Origin of the sequence: Microbacterium sp. T32, assembly GCF_001619615.1 — a bacterium.
In the GTDB taxonomy this organism is placed as follows: domain Bacteria; phylum Actinomycetota; class Actinomycetes; order Actinomycetales; family Microbacteriaceae; genus Microbacterium.
The window spans coordinates 45,105-60,531 of record NZ_LQQP01000014.1; the positions used below are offsets into that span (position 1 = coordinate 45,105).

The window sequence follows — 15,427 nt, forward strand, 5'->3', positions numbered from 1 at the left end:
CCCGGGCTCTCGGGGTGTCGGATCTATTCTACCCGGAGCATTCGTCTCCCCGGTCGGGTGATGCTCAGGATGTGCGCGGCGCCGCGGTCGTCGTGCCCACGCGGAACGTGCAGGTGAGGTCGAGACCCGCCGGAGTCGAGCCCTCGAGCATCGCCGCGACGGCCTCGCCCGCCGCGCGGCCTTTCGCCGTGGCCGGCTGCACGAGGGTCGTCAGGACGTGCGGCGCGAGGCCGTCCACGACGACGCCGTCGAAGCCGGTGACGCTCACGTCGCGGGGAACCTGGAGCCCCGCCTCCTCGGCGGCGCGGATGACCCCCGCCGCCAGCAGATCGCTCTGCGCGATCACGGCCGTGGGCCGGCGGGACGGGTCGGCGAAGATCGTGCGGCCGGCGATCGCGCCCTCGTCGATCGAGCTGGCCGCGGCGGCGAGGGCCGGAGCGTCGGGGAACACCTCGCGGACGCCGGCGAGCCGGTCGGCGGTGATGTCGACGTGCACGGCGGCGTCGTCGGGGATCCACCCGCGGCGCCGCTCGACGTCAACCGGCAGCGTCACGACCACGACGTCGGTGTGCCCGAGGTCGGCAAGGTGTCGGGCTGCTTCGCGCTGCGCCTCGACGTTGTCGAGCAGCACGCGCGGGATTCCGTCCCCGGCATCCCCTTCGATGACGACGACCGGGATGCCACGCCCCCGGACGATCTCGAGCGAGTCGGCCATGCGCGGGCTGCAGCCGATGAGCACCGCGGCGTCGATCGGAGCGGTGTGCAGCGACGGTTCGCTGATGGTCACGCCGTCGTCGCGCAGGAGGAGCAGCGCGGCGCCCAGGCGCGAGACGCCGTCGGCGAGGCCGTCCATCATGTGCGTCGTCACGGGGTCGAGGAACGCGGTGCCGAGGTGCTGGTCGAAGACGACGCCGACGATGCCCGACCGACCGCGGCGCAGCGAGGCGGCGCGCGGATCGGGACCGGTGTAACCGAGCTTCTCGGCGGCCGCGAGCACCCGCGCCCGCGTCGCCTCCGACGTCGGCGTCTTGCCGCTGAAGACGACGGATGCCGTCGAGACGGAGACGCCCGCCTCTCGGGCGACGTCGCTGATGGTCGCGCGGCGCGTGCTCACCGCCTGATCGTACCCCGCGTGGAACCGATCTCTCGAATCGATTCGATTCGCTTGTGAATCCTCGTTACTGTGGCGATATGGATTCCACGCTCACCCGTTCGCGCCTCGTGCGCTGGTACATCGCGATCTGCGCGATCTTCCTGGCAAGCGGCCTGAGCATCTCCACGTGGGCCTCCCGGGTCCCGGCGATCCGCGAGTCGCTCGGCATCGAGAACGCCGGCGTCGGGCAGCTGCTGCTCGGCATGGGGGTGGCATCCATCATCGGTCTGACCGTCGCGCCCGCGGTCATCGCGCGGGTCGGCGCTCGCCGCGGCATGCTCATCGCCCTCCTGCTCGTCTCCGTCGGGCTGTTCATCATCGGCTTCGGATCCGACACCCTGCAGCTCTTCGGCGTCGCGCTCGTGGGCCTCGCGCTGTTCGGGTTCGGCAACGGAGCGGTCGACGTCATGATGAACGTCGAGGGCGCCGCGCTCGAGAAGGCGACCGGGCGCACGGTCATGCCGCTGCTGCACGCGTTCTTCAGCTTCGGCACAGTGATCGGTGCGGGCATCGGGTTCCTCGCCGTCCGGGGCGGGCTGCCCGTCTTCGCGCACAGCCTCGCGATGGCGATCGTGATCGCGGTGGTGGCCTTCGTCGCGATCGCGAACGTCCCGTCCCGCGAGGTCGCGATGGACGCCCCGGCCGCGGAACAGCGCGCGCACTGGCGCGAGCGCCTCGGCACGTCGCTCGCTGCGTGGCGCGAGCCGCGCACATACACGCTCGGCGTGATCATGCTCGGCATGGCATTCGCCGAGGGCAGCGCGAACGACTGGCTGCCCTCAGCGGTCGTGTTCGGACACGGGGCTCCGGAGGAAGCCGGACCCGCCGTGCTCGCCGTCTTCTCGGTCGCGATGACCGCCGGGCGCCTCCTCGGCGGTCCCGTCGTCGACCGGTTCGGACGCGTGTGGGTGCTGCGGATCCTCGCGATCACCGCGGCCGCGGGACTGTTGCTCTTCATCGTCGCGCCGTTCGGCCCGCTCGTGTACCTCGGCGCCGCGCTGTGGGGTCTCGGCGCCTCGCTCGGCTTCCCCATCGGCATGTCCGCCGCGGCCGACGACCCCGCCAAGGCCGCCTCCCGGGTGGCCGCGGCGGCGACCATCGGGTACGTCGCGTTCCTGTGCGGCCCGCCGATCCTCGGCTGGATCGGTGATCACATCGGCCTGCTCAACACGCTGCTCATCGTGGTCGGGTTGATCGTGGCATCCGGACTCTTCTCCGGCGCGGCGAAGCCGCTCGTCGTCGCCGAACCCGAGGCCGAGCGAGCCGCCCACCGCGATTAGGCTCATCGGGTGCGTCTCGTCATCGCCCGCTGCTCCGTCGACTACACCGGTCGACTCAACGCCCACCTGCCCCTCGCCACGCGTCTGCTCGTGCACAAGGGCGATGGATCGTTGCTCGTGCACTCCGACGGCGGCTCCTACAAGCCGCTGAACTGGATGAGCCCGCCGTGCACACTCACGGTCGAGGAGCCGGACGAGGATGCCGCGAGCGTCGGCGTCACTCAGCAATGGCGCGTCACGCACAAGAAGTCGGGCGATGCGCTCGTCGTGAAGATCTACGAGGTGATCCACGACACGTCGCACGACCTCGGCGTGGACCCCGGTCTCATCAAGGACGGCGTCGAAGCCGACCTGCAGCGGCTGCTCGCCGAGCAGGTCTCGGTCGTGGGTGAGGGTCTCACCCTCGTCCGCCGCGAATACCCCACGGCCATCGGCCCCGTCGACCTGCTGCTGCGCGACGACAACGGTGGCACGGTGGCCATCGAGGTCAAGCGTCGCGGCGACATCGACGGCGTCGAGCAGCTCACCCGCTACCTCGAGCTGCTCAACCGCGACCCCCTGCTCGCCCCGGTGAGCGGCGTCTTCGCGGCCCAGGAGATCAAGCCGCAGGCGCGCGTGCTCGCGACCGATCGCGGCATCCGCTGCCTCACCCTCGACTACGACGAGATGAAGGGCATCGAGTCGGGCGCTCCGCGGCTGTTCTGAGCCGGGCACGCGTCGGTCCGCGGGAAGAGCGGAGGGTCTGTGCGTCGCTCGGCGTGAAGAGCGGAGGAAAAACGGGCAGCGGAGGAGGCCCTGTCGCCTCCCGATCCTCCGCTCGGCGAAAAGCCTCCCCCGGCGCGGCTCGGCTGCTCCGCGACCTCCCCCGGCGTGGCCGGACCCCGCCCTCACCCGCAAGCCCACGGCCCGCACCCGACACGGCCGGTAGCGTGGGGTCCATGCCCGTACGCTCCCCCTGGTCGTGCGTCCTCTGGGACGTCGACGGAACCCTCGTCGATGCATCCGAGGGCATCCTCCGCCGTCTCACCGTCACCCTCGAGCACTTCGGGCGGACGCCGCCGACCCGCGGCGAGCTGTCGCGGTGGATCGGGCCGCCCATGTTCGAGTCGTTCCAGGTCAACGTCGGCATGACGCCCGACGAGGCGACCGAGGCCGTCACGTTCTATCGCGCCCTGAACAAGAACGAGGGCTACACCGGCAGCGCGCAGCTGTACCCGGGCGTCGCCGACATCGTGCACGACCTGCACGCCGCCGGCGTCCCGCAGTCGACCGCGAGCTCGAAGCCCGAGGTGCAGGTCGTCGCGCTCATGGACCACTTCGGTCTCGCCCCCGACCTCGAGGCCATCGTCGGCGCGAGTCCCGACGAGCGCACGCTGAGCGCGAAGTCCGACATCGTCCGGGAGGCGCTCCGGCGCCTGGAGGTCCGGGGCTACGACACGTCGCGCCCCGTCCTCGTCGGCGATCGTCACCACGACGTCGAAGGCGGAGCGGATGCCGATGTGCCGGTGATCTTCGTGCGCTGGGGCTTCAGCTGGCCGCACGAGGCCGATGGCGCCCAGGCGGCGGTCGACACCGCCGACGAACTGCGGGCGCTGCTGCTGGTGTCCGACGGGGATTCCGGTCCCGCCGACGGTGTCTGACCTCTCCTGGGCGTTGCCCGCGTCGATCGCCCTGCTGGCGGCACTGCTCGTCACGGGGGTCGTCACGCTCGTCGTGCGCGCGCGCCGGAGGTCGCCGCGCGCCGCCGCTGCGGCATCCGAGGCCCGATCCGCCGCCGAAGCCGCGCTCGCACGCCTCGACGACGCGGTGAACGAGCTCGATGTCGCCTTCGAGGCGGCCGATGCCGGCGAGGCCCCGGCCGACCTCCGCCGCGCGCTGGCCGCCGCACTGCGCGGGCGCGACCGCGGTTTCGAGGAGGTCGCCGCGCTGGCGACCTCGACGCGAATCCCGGCGCAGCGGCGGGTCGACGCCGTGCGTCTGCGGGACGATCTCGAACGTCGTCGCACCGCGGCCGAGCAGACCCGTGAACGCCTCTCCGACTGGGGTCGCTCACACGGGAGCGTCGAGTCTCGCATCGCCGCCGCCCGCGCCCGGCGCGAAGAGATCGCGCGGACCTCGGGCGACCCCGCCCGACTCGTCGCCGAGGCCCGGTCGCGATTCGACGACGCGGAGTGGACGGATGCCGACCGCGCCGCGCGCGAGGCACGGGCGGCGCTCGCTCGCGCCGACGCCGCACTGAACGCCCCCGACGCGGACCTGGTCGAGGCCTCCCTCGCCCTCCGGCGGGCGGATCGGCTGTTCCGCGCGGTCGAGGAGGCGCACCGCTTCGTGCTCCAAGCGGCGGAGAACGCCGCCGCGGAAGTCACGGCGGCGGAGGCCGAGATCGCGGCGGCCCTCGAGACCGCGGAGGCGCGGCCCGCCGACGTCGCGCCCGACGCCGCCGCACGGCTGAGCGTCGCCGCCGCCGAGCTGCGGGCCGTGAGCGAGACCCGCCCGAGCGCGGCGATCGAGACCGTGGCCCGCGTGCGCGAGGTGCGCGACGAGGTCCTCGGCGAGACGCCGAGTGCGCGACGGCGGCTCGAAGCCGCCCGCGCCGCCCTCCCGGGAACGCTCGCGTGCGCCCGCGCCGCCGTGGCCGCGGCCGAGGCTTTCGCCGAGGCCGCGACGATCGAGGAACGTCTGCGGCTCGCCGCCGCCCGCCGCGAACTCGCCGCCGCACGTTCCGCGCACGACGCATTCCAGGCCCTGGCATCCGCCCGCGCCGCCTGGCACGCGGTGACCGACGCCTGAACGGCCCGCTCAGGCGAGGCCGTGGACGCGCCGCGGCACGGTACCGACCGCGGCGCGCACCTGCTCCTCGGGCACGCCCGCGCGCAGGCACACCTCCACGGCGCGGTCCAGCGTGAGCGTCGAGCCCGCGAGCGTGTCGGTGCCGCGCACGACCGGGCGGCCGTCGATCACCTCGACGGCGAGATCCCCCAGCGTGAAGGCACCGTCGCCGAGTCCGGTGGCGGCCATGGCATCCGTGACGAGCGCCACGCGGCCGGGGGCGGCGGCGAACAGCGTGCGGATCAGCGCCGGATGCACGTGCACGCCGTCCGCGATGAGTTCGAGCACGACATCGTCGCGCTCCAGGGCCGCCCCGACCGGGCCCGGATCGCGGTGGTGGAGACCCGGCATCCCGTTGAGGGCGTGCGTCAGCAGGCGCGCGCCGTGGTCGAACGCGGCGCCCGCGATGGCGTAGTCGGCCTCGGTGTGGCCCACCGCCACGACGACGCCGGCCTCGGTGAACGTGCGCACGGCGGCGCGCGCGCCCGGCAGTTCCGGGGCGAGGGTGATCTGACGCAGGATGCCATCCCCCGCGGCCAGCAGTGTGCCCACCGCCTCGGGGGTCGGGGCGATCAGCGACTCGGCGGCGTGCGCGCCGCGGCGCCCGGGGGCGAGGAACGGCCCCTCGAGGTGCACCCCCGCCGCACCGGGCACGTCGGAGAGGATGCTGCGAAGCTCCGTCAGCCGCCGCACGAGACGGTCGAGGGGCGCGCTCACGAGACTGAGCATCACCGTGTCACTGCCATGATCCCGGTGGTACGCGACCGCGGCCGACACCCCGGCGGCATCCGCGTCGTCGAAGGAATGGCCGAGCGCGCCATGGCAGTGGAGATCCATCGCCCTCATTGTCGTCCCCCTCCGCACTATCGTGAGGCGCATGGGGGAGAGAACCACCTTCCGTCACGTCGTCGCCGTCGCCCGCCGTCTCCCGGTCACCGCGGCGCTCGTCACGGTGCTGCTCGCCGTCGGCGTGGCATCCGCGGGTCTGTGGTCGCCGTTCGCGGCGTCGCCGCTGCACGACACGGTCGCCTACGGTCTTCCCGCGCTGGAGGCCGGCCGGTGGTGGACCCCGGTCATCGGGACCTTCTTCGTGTCGGTGCCGTGGCTGTACGCCCCGATCGTCGTGGGGCTGGCGGGCCTGGGCTACCTCGAATTCCGCCGTGGCTCCCGTGTCGCGCTCGCGTACTTCGCGGGCGGGCAGCTCGGCGCGGTGCTGCTCGCGTCCGGTGTGCTGTGGCTCGCGGCCCTGCTCCCGTGGGCGTGGGCCCAGGAGCAGGCTGCCGCCCTCGACGTGGGGCCGTCGCCCGGGGTGATCGCGGGCGTGGCGGCGGCGATGTCGCTGCTCCCTTCGCCGTGGCGTCTGCGCGCGTGGACGGTGATGGTCGCGGTGCTCTCGGTGACCTTCCTCTACTGGGGGTCGCTCAACGACCTCGAGCACGTCCTCGCGGTGGCCCTGGTGCTCGCCGTCGACCGGTCGCTGCGTCCCCAGCGCGTGTCCGTGCGCGAGCAGCGGCTCATCGCGTTCGTGGGGGTCTGCGGGCTCGGGGCGATCGACGTCCTCACCTACCTCAGCCCCACGACAGGTCCTTTCGGCTCCTCGGATCCGGTGTCGGGATCGTGGGTCGACGTCGCGGTGAACACCGCGGTCGTACTGGCGGTGGCGAACGGCATCCGTCGGGGTCGACGCTGGGCGTGGGTGCTGCTGGTGGGGTATGGCATCCTGAACGCCCTCGTGCTGGTGCTCGCGGCAGTGCTCCTCGTCGCGGTGGGGCTCGGGGGGATCGAAGACGCCGCAGACCTCGACCTGTCGGTGACGCTCGCATCCTCGGCGACGTGGGTCGTCGCGCTGGTGTACCTGATCCTCGTGCGGGCGGCGTTCCGCGCGCGGCCGAAAGCGACCCTCGGCGAGGCGCCCGCGCCGACCGTCGATGACGTGAAGGCGGAGCTTCGCGCCACCGGCGGCGGAACCCTGTCGTGGATGACAACGTGGGAGGGCATGTCGTACGCGCGGTTCGGCCGCGGGATCGTGGCGTTCCAGCGGCGCTCCCGCGTGGCGCTCGTCCTGGGCGACCCGCTCGGGCCCGAGGAGACGCGAGTCGAGACGGTCCGCGCGTTCGTGGAGCGCGCGGAGAACGCCGGGCTCGCGCCGTGCTTCTTCAGTGCCGGCGAGGCGACCCGCGCGATGGTGCCGGAGGGGTGGCGGAGCGTCGTGGTGGCCGACGACACGATCGTCGACCTCCCGGGCCTGCAGTTCACGGGGAAGGCGTGGGGCGCGGTGCGCACGTCGCTCAATCGCGCCGAGCGCGAGGGCATGACCTTCCGCCTGTCGCGTCTCGCCGACGAGACGTGGGGCGTGCGGCAGCAGCTGCGCGCCATTTCGGAGAGCTGGGTGGGCGACAAGGGACTGCCCGAGATGGGCTTCACCCTCGGCACCCTGCACGAAGCGGCGGACCCGGAGGTGCGGATCGCGCTGGCCGTCTCGCCCGCCGGCGACGTGGACGGATTCCTATCCTGGCTGCCGGTCTACGGCGAGGGACGCGTGCGCGGCTGGACGCTCGACCTCATGCGGCGTCGCGAGGGCGGCTTCGGCCCCGTGATGGAGTACCTGATCGGTTCGTCCGCGCAGCAGTTCTCGGTCGAGGGGGCCGAGGTCATGTCACTCTCCGGCGCCCCGCTCGCGCACGAGTACCCCGCGGATGCCGGAGTCCTCGCCGATCTGCAGGATCGGATGGCCTCGATGCTCGAGCCGGTCTACGGCTTCGCGTCCCTGCACCGCTTCAAGCAGAAGTTCCACCCGCGGTACGAGACGATGTACCTGCTCTACCGCGACGAAGCGGATCTCACCCGTATCGGAGCCGCGCTCACCCGCGCGTTCCTCCCGCACGCGACGCTGCGGCAGTTCGCCGCCGCGGGCGTGGAGCTGGTTCGACCCGAGAAGTGAGGCGCCTGCCCGCGGCGAGGCGGGCGACCCGACCGCGTCGGACCCGACGCCGCGACGAGCGGGGCAGCGACCGTCAGAGCGGGCGGATGTTCTCCGCCTGGAGGCCCTTGGGGCCCTGGGCGATATCGAATTCGACGCGCTGGTTCTCCTCGAGCGAGCGGTAGCCGCCCGACTGGATCGCGCTGTAGTGGGCGAAGACGTCCTGGCCGCCCTCATCGGGCGCGATGAAGCCGAAGCCCTTCTCCGAGTTGAACCACTTGACCGTGCCCTGCGTGCTCATGGACGTGCCGTTTCCCGCTCTTGTCGGCGCCGAGCGCGCCGATCTGTGCCCACGGTAACGGCAGGGACCGGGGCGGCGCATCGGCCCGTGACACAAACGTTGCACGGCGTCACGGAGGGCATCCTTCCCCTTAAGCCCATACGACGCCCGGGCTGAGCAGAAGCTCGAAGCCCGGGCGTCGACGGATCCCCCCGGATATGTCACGCGAGGCGTGACGGCGATAACTGTACCGCCGCGAATGCCCTTCGCGCGACACGAAAGCTGGGAATTCTTCACGGATGACGGGGATGTGTGGTAACCGGGCGTCATAGAATCCGCGTGTGGACGAGCGGCGCCAGCCTTCCGCCCTCGTCGACGAGGCGTATTCGGCTCTCGGCGAGGCGATCGTCGACGGCCGTCTCCGGCCCGGCGACCGGCTCCGTGATGTCGAACTCGCCGCCCACATGGGCATCTCCCGGACACCGGTGCGCGAAGCATTGCAGCGTCTCGCGGCGATCCGACTCGTCGAGATCGCCCCTCACCGGTTCACCCGCGTGACGGCGCCCAGCGACAAGGAGATCGCGGACATGCAGGACTACACGGTCCACATGATCGCGATGACGATGCACCTCGCACTCCCCCGGTGCTCCGATGAGGACGTCACCGAGGGCGCGCGACTGCTCACGGGACTGATGGATGCCGCCCGCGCGAACTCCTCCCCCGCCTACGTGGACGCAGGATTCGCCCTCCTCGCCCACTTCACCCGGGCTTCCGAGAACATCGTGCTGGTCGAGACGCTGAAGCAGACGACGTTCCTCGTGCGCCGGAACCTCCGCGGCTGGATGTGCGCGCACGTGGAGGACTGCGAGGAACTGTTCCTCCTCCTCGCCGACGGCATCCGCGAGCGCGACACGGCGCTGGCTGCACACCTCTGGCTCCGCCTGCACGGCCTCTATTGAGGCCGCCGCACGGACTCGTCAGGACCGAGGATCGCGCGGGAGCGACTCCACCAGCATCGCGACGAGGGTCCGCGCGTCCGTGCTCCACTTCTCCTTCGAGAGGTGCCCGCTCAGGTCCATACCGGCGATGCCATGGGTGCTGGACATCAGGAGCGCACCGTACCGGCGAGCGTCCTCCCGTCCGACGACGTCGCCCACGAGTGCGAGGAACGCATCCTGCGACCGCCCCGCCGCTTCGATGATCGGCGCGGGATCGACCACCGGAGGCGTCCACATGAGGGCGTACAGGTGCGGCTTCGTCGCGGCGAGGTGGAGAAGCGCGAGCAACGCCGCTTCGACCTTCTCGGTCGGGGTCCCGCCCGCACCGGGGATCTCGTCAAGCACCCGGGCGAAGTCCCGCCATCCGTCGACGGCGAGCTGCGCCAGCAGATGCTCCTTGTCCGGAAAGTGCCCGTAGGGCGCCCCGCGGGACACCCCCGCACGCCCGCCGACCTCCCGCAGCGTGACCGCCGCGGGTCCGCCGGCGTCGAGCAGATCGCCCGCCGCGCGCAAAAGCGCCTCACGCGTCGCCGCAGCACCGTCCGCACGGGTCACCATGACCGAAAGCCTAGTTGACAATGTCACACGAATGGTCCACAGTGCCCATATGACAACGTCACATGAAAACGAACTGATCGTCATCTCCGGCGCATCGACCGGAATGGGCGCCGCAACGGCGCACGAACTCGCCCGGCGCGGGTACCACGTCCTCGCCGGCGTCCGACGCTCCGCGGACGCCGACGCGATCCGAGAGGAACGCGTCGAACCGGTCCTCCTCGACATCACCGTTCCCGAACAGATCGAGGCGCTGGTCGATCGGATCGCGACGGACCCCCTCGGCCGCACGCTGCGCATCCTCGTCAACAACGCCGGGATCGCGGTGAACGCCCCCGTCGAGACGCTTCCCCTGGACCAGTGGCGGCGGCAGTTCGACGTCAATCTCTTCGGACACATCGCGATGACCCAGGCGCTGCTGCCGTTCCTCCACGACAGCACGGGCCGCGTGGTCAACATCAGCTCGGTCGGCGGCAGGATCGCGATGCCGACGTACGGCGCATACGCGGGAGCGAAGTTCGCGCTGGAAGCGGTCAGCGACGCCCTCCGTCGCGAACTCGCTCCCCACGGACTCCAGGTGGTCGTGGTCGAGCCGGGCGGCGTGCAGACCGAGATGACCGGGCACGGCATCGAACGAGCGAGGACGTTCGTGGCGGAGATGACCACCGTGCATCGGCGCCGCTACGCACCCCTCATGCAGGCGATCATCAACCAGGCGACGGCCTTCACGACGAGTGGGGTCAGCGCTCGAGCCGCCGCGGTCGTCATCGCCGACGCGGCCACGACGCTCAAGCCGCGGGCGCGGTACACCATCGGCCGGGACGCCGCGATGATGACCCGGCTCACCCGCATCCTGCCGGACGGCGTCCTGGATCGCGTCAGCGCCGCGAACCTCCGCCCCCACTTCCCGAAGGCCCTTCCGGAGTGATCCGCCCCCCGACGCCTCGAAGCCCCGAGCGCAAGGCATCCCGTCCTCCCCGGTGCTCCCGCTACCGTGACGTCATGACCCGCATCGAACTCCGCGACCTCCGTGACGACGACCGGGATGCCGCCTACGCGGCGGTACGCGCGAGCGCATCGACGTGGCCGCGCGGACAGGTCGCCGATCGCGCGGCTTTCGACGCGTGGGTGGATGCCGACCGGGTCACGGCCCGCACGATCGTGGACGGCGACGAGGTGGTGGGGCTCGCCGCGACGCTCGACGTCGACGGGGACCGCGAGGCCCTGCTCGCGGGGTCGCTCGACACGTCCCGGGAATCCGCGACGGAGGCGCTGCGGCTGCTCACGCTCGCCGAACCGGAGCGCCCGCTGTACGCGTGCGTCGCGGCCGACGACGACCCGTCGCACGACACGCTCGCCCGCTTGGGCTTCGTCGAGCACGGGCGCGACGGGGCCGACATCGTCTACGTACTGCCGCCGACCCTGGAGTGAATCCGCCAGATCACCGCCGCGCCAGCACCGCGACGACCGGACGGTGATCGCTGCCCGCGTCGTCGAAGTCGGTGGGCACGTCGAAGCTGTGGACCTCCCAGGCAGAGCCGACGAGCACGTGGTCGATGGGCGCGGCGAGCGCGGTCGGCAGGTCGACCGGCCAGGTTCCCCGTGCCGCGGCTCCGGCCTCCTGCGCGGCATCACGGCATTCGCCGACCGTGCCGCCGTTGCGCCCGAGCCCGGAGAGGTGGTCGAGGGTGGAATTGAGGTCGCCGGCGAGGATCACGTCCGGCCCCGCGCACTGCGCCGCGACCCAGTCGATGCCCTGAGTCCAGTCGTCGATGATGAACGGCAGCGGGGGCAGAGGGTGCGCGGCGATGAGCGTCGGCCCGGTGCCGTCGACCGGCCGCCAGACCCCGCTGGGCGCACCCGGCGTCGATCCGGCGGCGTGATCGAGAACGTACGGACCGAGCGCGTCGGCGACCAGGAGCGAGGTCGGCACCGGGCGATCGCCGGGCGCGGCGTCCACGGTGGCGGCCGTCATCCGGATCCCGTCGCGCTCCAGGATGCCGACGACCTCCGCCGCCGCGCGGGAGTCGGTCTCGGGGAGGCTCACGACATCCGCGCCGCTCTCGCGGACGAGGCGGGCGATGGCGTCGGGCGACGCTCCCCCGCCGTACGTGTTCCACACCGCCACGGTGAGGTCGCCCGCGGCGACGGAGCCGCCCCAGCCCCGCGCCAGCAGCACCGCGCCGTTGCCGACCGCCGCGGCCGCGAAGACGACGGCGAGCCCGAGCGCGACCGCCGCGCGACGACGTAGGAGCGCGACGATCCCGGCCACGACGGCGAGCGCCGCGAACCCGATCGCCACGGGCGCCCGGAACGAGATCAGCAGGGCCACGCCCTGCCACCGCTCCGCACCGATGAGCTGCGGCCAGACGACGAAGAGGGCGAGGACGCCTGCCACGAGGAGCGTGACCAGGAGCGGGAGTCGGCGGCGCGAAGCGGTCGGCATCCGCACAGTGAAGCGGAACTTGATGAATGTTCGCCGGATCGACCCGCGCAGATACCCTAGGGGGGTATGGTATCCAGCATGAACGGATACGACGGACACAAGGACGACCTGCAGAAACGCCTGCGGCGCGTCGAGGGCCAGGTGCGCGGCATCGCGCGGATGGTCGACGAGGACAAGTACTGCATCGACATCCTCACGCAGGTGTCCGCCGCGACGAAGGCGCTCGAAACCGTCGCGCTGTCGCTCCTGTCCGACCACCTCAGCCACTGCGTCGCCGAGGCCAGCGCGGAGGGCGGCCAGGTCGCAGCCGAGAAGATCCGCGAAGCCAACGACGCCATCGCCCGGCTCGTCCGGTCCTGACTCCCCGAGGAGAACACCATGAACGAACGTATCGATCTCGGTCTCCGTGAGGCGGCGGCATCCACTTCCCTGCCCGAGGGCGCCGTGATCCAGGAGATCGGCGTGACGGGGATGACGTGCGCGCACTGCGTCCGCAGCGTGACCGAGGAGATTTCGGAGATCGCGGGGGTGCAGGGCGTGTCCGTCGACCTGCGCGTCGGCGATGTCTCGCGCGTCACGATCGCTAGCGAGAGCTCGCTCGACGCCGCCCTCGTGCGCGACGCCGTCGAGGAGGCCGGCTACGCCCTGGCGGCCGACCCGTCATGAGCACCACCGACGTCGAGCTCGACATCACCGGGATGACGTGCGCCTCGTGCGCCACCCGGATCGAGCGCAAGCTGAACAAGCTCCCCGGCGTCGAGGCGTCCGTCAACTACGCCACGGAGAAGGCGCGCGTGCGCGGCGACGACCTCGACCCGGCCGACCTCATCGCGGTCGTCGAGGCCGCGGGCTACGCGGCCGCCGTGCCCGCGCCGCCCGTCCCGGCAGAGGTCGCGACCGACCCCGAGACCGACGCCCTCCGCCGCCGCCTGCTCATCAGCCTCGGCCTGGCCGCGCCCGTCGCGCTGCTGTCGATGATCCCCGCGCTGCAGTTCTCGAACTGGCAGTGGCTCGCGCTCACTCTCACCGCTCCCGTCGCGGTGTGGGGCGCGTGGCCGTTCCACCGCGCGGCGGCGGTCAACGCCCGCCACGGCGCCGTCACGATGGACACGCTCATCAGCCTCGGCGTCATCGCCGCGTTCGGCTGGTCGCTCTACGCCCTGTTCTTCGGCGGCGCGGGCATGCCCGGGATGACGATGAGCTTCACGCTCTTCGGCGCACCGACCGCCGGCGCACACGAGATCTACCTCGAGGTCGCCGCCCTCGTCACGGTCTTCCTCCTCGCCGGGCGCTACGCCGAAGCGCGAGCGCGCACGGCGTCGGCCAGCGCCCTGAAGGCCCTGCTGAACCTCGGCGCGACCTCCGCGACGAAGCTCGACGACGGCCGCGAGCGCGCCGTCCCGGTCGCGAGCCTCGTGGTCGGCGATGTCGTCGTCGTGCGTCCGGGCGAGAAGATCCCGTCGGACGGTCTCGTCATCGAGGGAACGTCGGCGGTGGATGCCAGCATGCTCACGGGCGAATCCGTGCCGGTCGAGGTGGCCCCCGGCGCCCGCGTCGTCGGGGCCACGATCAACGTCGGCGGGCGCCTGGTCGTCGAGATCGCGCGCGTCGGCGCCGACACCGAACTCGCCCGCATGGGACGCCTGGTCGAGGAGGCGCAGACCGGCAAGGCCGAGGTGCAGCGGCTCGCCGACCGCGTCTCGGCGGTCTTCGTGCCGGTCGTGATCCTGCTCGCCGTCGCGGCGCTCGTCGGGTGGCTCGTCGCGGGCGCACCGCTCGAACTCGCGTTCACCGCCGCCGTGGCGACGCTCATCATCGCCTGCCCGTGCGCCCTGGGCCTCGCGACCCCCACCGCGCTGCTGGTCGGCACCGGTCGCGGGTCGCAGCTGGGCATCCTGATCCGAGGACCGCACGTGCTCGAGCAGACGCGCCGCGTCGACACGATCGTGCTCGACAAGACCGGCACCGTCACCACCGGCCGCATGGCCGTGACCGACGTGCTGCCCGCCGAAGGCCTGGACCGCGCCGAGCTGCTCGCCGTCGCCGCAGCCGCCGAGGGCGGGTCCGAGCACCCGGTGGGGCGCGCCATCGCTGCGGCCGCCGGCACCGCGGTCCCTGTCGAGTCGTTCGCCGCGCACGCGGGACTCGGCGTCCAGGGTGTCGTGGACGGTTCCGCCGTGGTGGCCGGTCGGCCATCGTGGCTGCGCGATCAGTGGAGCGTGAAGGTGCCGGCATCCGAGGTCTCCGATGCTGAGGCGAACGGAACCGTCGTCGCCGTCGCGCGCGACGGGCAGTATCTCGGCGCGATCGTCGTCGCCGATACGATCAAGCCGACGAGCGCCGAGGCGGTCGCGCGGTTCCGCCGTCTGGGGCTCCGACCGGTGCTGCTCACCGGTGACAACGCCGTGACCGCCGCCCGCATCGCGGCCGAGGTCGGGATCGACGACGTGCGCGCCGAGGTGACCCCGGCCGAGAAGCTCGACGTCGTCCGCGCGCTGCAGGCCGAGGGCCGGGTCGTCGCGATGGTCGGCGACGGCGTCAACGACGCAGCCGCCCTCACCGCCGCCGACCTGGGCATCGCGATGGGCGGAGGGACGGATGCCGCGATCGCGGCGAGCGACGTCACGGTGGTGTCGGGCGATCTGCTCGTCGTCGCGGACGCCGTCCGCCTCGCGCGCCGCACGCTCGGCACCATCAAGGGCAACCTCTTCTGGGCCTTCGCCTACAACGTCGCCGCGATCCCCGTGGCGATGGCGGGTCTGCTGAACCCCGTCGTCGCGGCCGCCGCGATGGCGCTGTCGTCCGTATTCGTCGTGACCAACAGCCTGCGGCTGCGCCGGTTCCGCGCGGAGCCTTCCGGCGCGCGCTGACGCGGACACGACGAAGGAGATCTGCTCCGCCGGAGCCGCCGGTCACCGGCCGGCTGCGACCTGGGAGCCGGATCTCCTTCGTTGTGTCCCGGAGAC

General features: G+C 72.2%; 16 protein-coding genes. 11 read left to right on the top strand and 5 right to left on the bottom strand.

The annotated features are described in order from the left end of the window. Positions 1-64 precede the first annotated feature (64 nt). Positions 65-1,114 (bottom strand): LacI family DNA-binding transcriptional regulator, encoded by a 1,050-nt coding sequence (locus AVW09_RS09440; protein ID WP_063257838.1) that lies wholly within the window; start codon positions 1,112-1,114, stop codon positions 65-67. Positions 1,115-1,191: 77 nt separating this feature from the next. On the opposite strand from AVW09_RS09440, the gene AVW09_RS09445 reads away from it, so the two are divergent. From AVW09_RS09445 to AVW09_RS09460, 4 genes are all read left to right on the top strand, one after another. Further along, positions 1,192-2,433, top strand: coding sequence for an MFS transporter (locus tag AVW09_RS09445; protein WP_063257839.1), 1,242 nt, complete (start codon positions 1,192-1,194; stop codon positions 2,431-2,433). A gap of 9 nt (positions 2,434-2,442) precedes the next feature. After that, entirely contained in the window at positions 2,443-3,138 is a 696-nt protein-coding gene (gene nucS, locus AVW09_RS09450) for an endonuclease NucS (protein ID WP_063257840.1), read from the top strand. A gap of 233 nt (positions 3,139-3,371) precedes the next feature. Then, a complete protein-coding gene (locus tag AVW09_RS09455) occupies positions 3,372-4,073 on the top strand; it encodes an HAD hydrolase-like protein (protein ID WP_063257841.1) in 702 nt (233 codons plus the stop codon). Beyond that, positions 4,066-5,223 (top strand): hypothetical protein, encoded by a 1,158-nt coding sequence (locus AVW09_RS09460; protein WP_063257842.1) that lies wholly within the window; start codon positions 4,066-4,068, stop codon positions 5,221-5,223. Before AVW09_RS09455 ends, AVW09_RS09460 begins: the two co-directional genes overlap by 8 nt. A 9-nt stretch (positions 5,224-5,232) precedes the next feature. On the opposite strand, the gene AVW09_RS09465 is transcribed toward AVW09_RS09460, so the two are convergent. Next, positions 5,233-6,099: an N-acetylglucosamine-6-phosphate deacetylase gene (locus AVW09_RS09465; protein ID WP_063257843.1), complete on the bottom strand. Its 867-nt coding sequence runs from the start codon at positions 6,097-6,099 to the stop codon at positions 5,233-5,235. 40 nt (positions 6,100-6,139) lie between these two features. Here AVW09_RS09465 and AVW09_RS09470 point away from each other — a divergent pair, with 40 nt between their 5' ends. Next, positions 6,140-8,203 carry a bifunctional lysylphosphatidylglycerol flippase/synthetase MprF gene (locus AVW09_RS09470; RefSeq protein WP_063257844.1) on the top strand — a complete coding sequence of 688 codons (2,064 nt, stop codon included), beginning with the start codon at positions 6,140-6,142 and terminating at the stop codon, positions 8,201-8,203. A 73-nt stretch (positions 8,204-8,276) separates the two neighbouring features. Here AVW09_RS09470 and AVW09_RS09475 read toward each other — a convergent pair whose 3' ends face one another. Then, positions 8,277-8,483 carry a cold-shock protein gene (locus tag AVW09_RS09475; RefSeq protein WP_022879538.1) on the bottom strand — a complete coding sequence of 69 codons (207 nt, stop codon included), beginning with the start codon at positions 8,481-8,483 and terminating at the stop codon, positions 8,277-8,279. 320 nt (positions 8,484-8,803) lie between these two features. Between AVW09_RS09475 and AVW09_RS09480 the strand changes: the two genes are divergently transcribed. Further along, positions 8,804-9,421 carry a GntR family transcriptional regulator gene (locus AVW09_RS09480; RefSeq protein ID WP_063257845.1) on the top strand — a complete coding sequence of 206 codons (618 nt, stop codon included), beginning with the start codon at positions 8,804-8,806 and terminating at the stop codon, positions 9,419-9,421. A gap of 18 nt (positions 9,422-9,439) precedes the next feature. On the opposite strand, the gene AVW09_RS09485 is transcribed toward AVW09_RS09480, so the two are convergent. Then, complete coding sequence (locus AVW09_RS09485; protein ID WP_197462602.1) at positions 9,440-10,018, bottom strand: TetR/AcrR family transcriptional regulator; 579 nt, start codon at positions 10,016-10,018, stop codon at positions 9,440-9,442. Positions 10,019-10,067: 49 nt separating this feature from the next. On the opposite strand from AVW09_RS09485, the gene AVW09_RS09490 reads away from it, so the two are divergent. Beyond that, on the top strand, positions 10,068-10,943 hold the full coding sequence (locus AVW09_RS09490) for an SDR family NAD(P)-dependent oxidoreductase (protein WP_063257846.1): 876 nt from the start codon (positions 10,068-10,070) through the stop codon (positions 10,941-10,943). 74 nt (positions 10,944-11,017) lie between these two features. Continuing rightward, on the top strand, positions 11,018-11,446 hold the full coding sequence (locus AVW09_RS09495) for a hypothetical protein (RefSeq protein ID WP_063257847.1): 429 nt from the start codon (positions 11,018-11,020) through the stop codon (positions 11,444-11,446). 10 nt (positions 11,447-11,456) lie between these two features. Here AVW09_RS09495 and AVW09_RS09500 read toward each other — a convergent pair whose 3' ends face one another. After that, positions 11,457-12,461 (bottom strand): endonuclease/exonuclease/phosphatase family protein, encoded by a 1,005-nt coding sequence (locus AVW09_RS09500; RefSeq protein WP_156496046.1) that lies wholly within the window; start codon positions 12,459-12,461, stop codon positions 11,457-11,459. 78 nt (positions 12,462-12,539) lie between these two features. On the opposite strand from AVW09_RS09500, the gene AVW09_RS09505 reads away from it, so the two are divergent. The 3 genes from AVW09_RS09505 to AVW09_RS09515 are packed head-to-tail and all read left to right on the top strand — an operon-like array spanning position 12,540 to position 15,331. Then, on the top strand, positions 12,540-12,821 hold the full coding sequence (locus tag AVW09_RS09505; RefSeq protein ID WP_026095929.1) for a metal-sensitive transcriptional regulator: 282 nt from the start codon (positions 12,540-12,542) through the stop codon (positions 12,819-12,821). An 18-nt stretch (positions 12,822-12,839) separates the two neighbouring features. Beyond that, positions 12,840-13,127, top strand: coding sequence for a heavy-metal-associated domain-containing protein (locus tag AVW09_RS09510; protein WP_063257848.1), 288 nt, complete (start codon positions 12,840-12,842; stop codon positions 13,125-13,127). Next, positions 13,124-15,331: a heavy metal translocating P-type ATPase gene (locus tag AVW09_RS09515; protein WP_063257849.1), complete on the top strand. Its 2,208-nt coding sequence runs from the start codon at positions 13,124-13,126 to the stop codon at positions 15,329-15,331. Before AVW09_RS09510 ends, AVW09_RS09515 begins: the two co-directional genes overlap by 4 nt. Positions 15,332-15,427 lie beyond the last annotated feature (96 nt).

Excerpts from the sequence above, each read along its gene's own strand:
- AVW09_RS09445 (WP_063257839.1), top strand. The coding sequence starts at position 1,192 with ATGGATTCCACGCTCACCCGTTCGCGCCTCGTGCGCTGGTACATCGCG.
- AVW09_RS09490 (WP_063257846.1), top strand. The coding sequence starts at position 10,068 with ATGACAACGTCACATGAAAACGAACTGATCGTCATCTCCGGCGCATCG.
- AVW09_RS09515 (WP_063257849.1), top strand. The coding sequence starts at position 13,124 with ATGAGCACCACCGACGTCGAGCTCGACATCACCGGGATGACGTGCGCC.
- AVW09_RS09475 (WP_022879538.1), bottom strand. The coding sequence starts at position 8,483 with ATGAGCACGCAGGGCACGGTCAAGTGGTTCAACTCGGAGAAGGGCTTC.
- AVW09_RS09470 (WP_063257844.1), top strand. The coding sequence starts at position 6,140 with ATGGGGGAGAGAACCACCTTCCGTCACGTCGTCGCCGTCGCCCGCCGT.
- AVW09_RS09510 (WP_063257848.1), top strand. The coding sequence starts at position 12,840 with ATGAACGAACGTATCGATCTCGGTCTCCGTGAGGCGGCGGCATCCACT.
- AVW09_RS09505 (WP_026095929.1), top strand. The coding sequence starts at position 12,540 with ATGAACGGATACGACGGACACAAGGACGACCTGCAGAAACGCCTGCGG.
- AVW09_RS09485 (WP_197462602.1), bottom strand. The coding sequence starts at position 10,018 with ATGGTGACCCGTGCGGACGGTGCTGCGGCGACGCGTGAGGCGCTTTTG.
- AVW09_RS09495 (WP_063257847.1), top strand. The coding sequence starts at position 11,018 with ATGACCCGCATCGAACTCCGCGACCTCCGTGACGACGACCGGGATGCC.
- AVW09_RS09465 (WP_063257843.1), bottom strand. The coding sequence starts at position 6,099 with ATGGATCTCCACTGCCATGGCGCGCTCGGCCATTCCTTCGACGACGCG.
- AVW09_RS09500 (WP_156496046.1), bottom strand. The coding sequence starts at position 12,461 with ATGCCGACCGCTTCGCGCCGCCGACTCCCGCTCCTGGTCACGCTCCTC.
- AVW09_RS09455 (WP_063257841.1), top strand. The coding sequence starts at position 3,372 with ATGCCCGTACGCTCCCCCTGGTCGTGCGTCCTCTGGGACGTCGACGGA.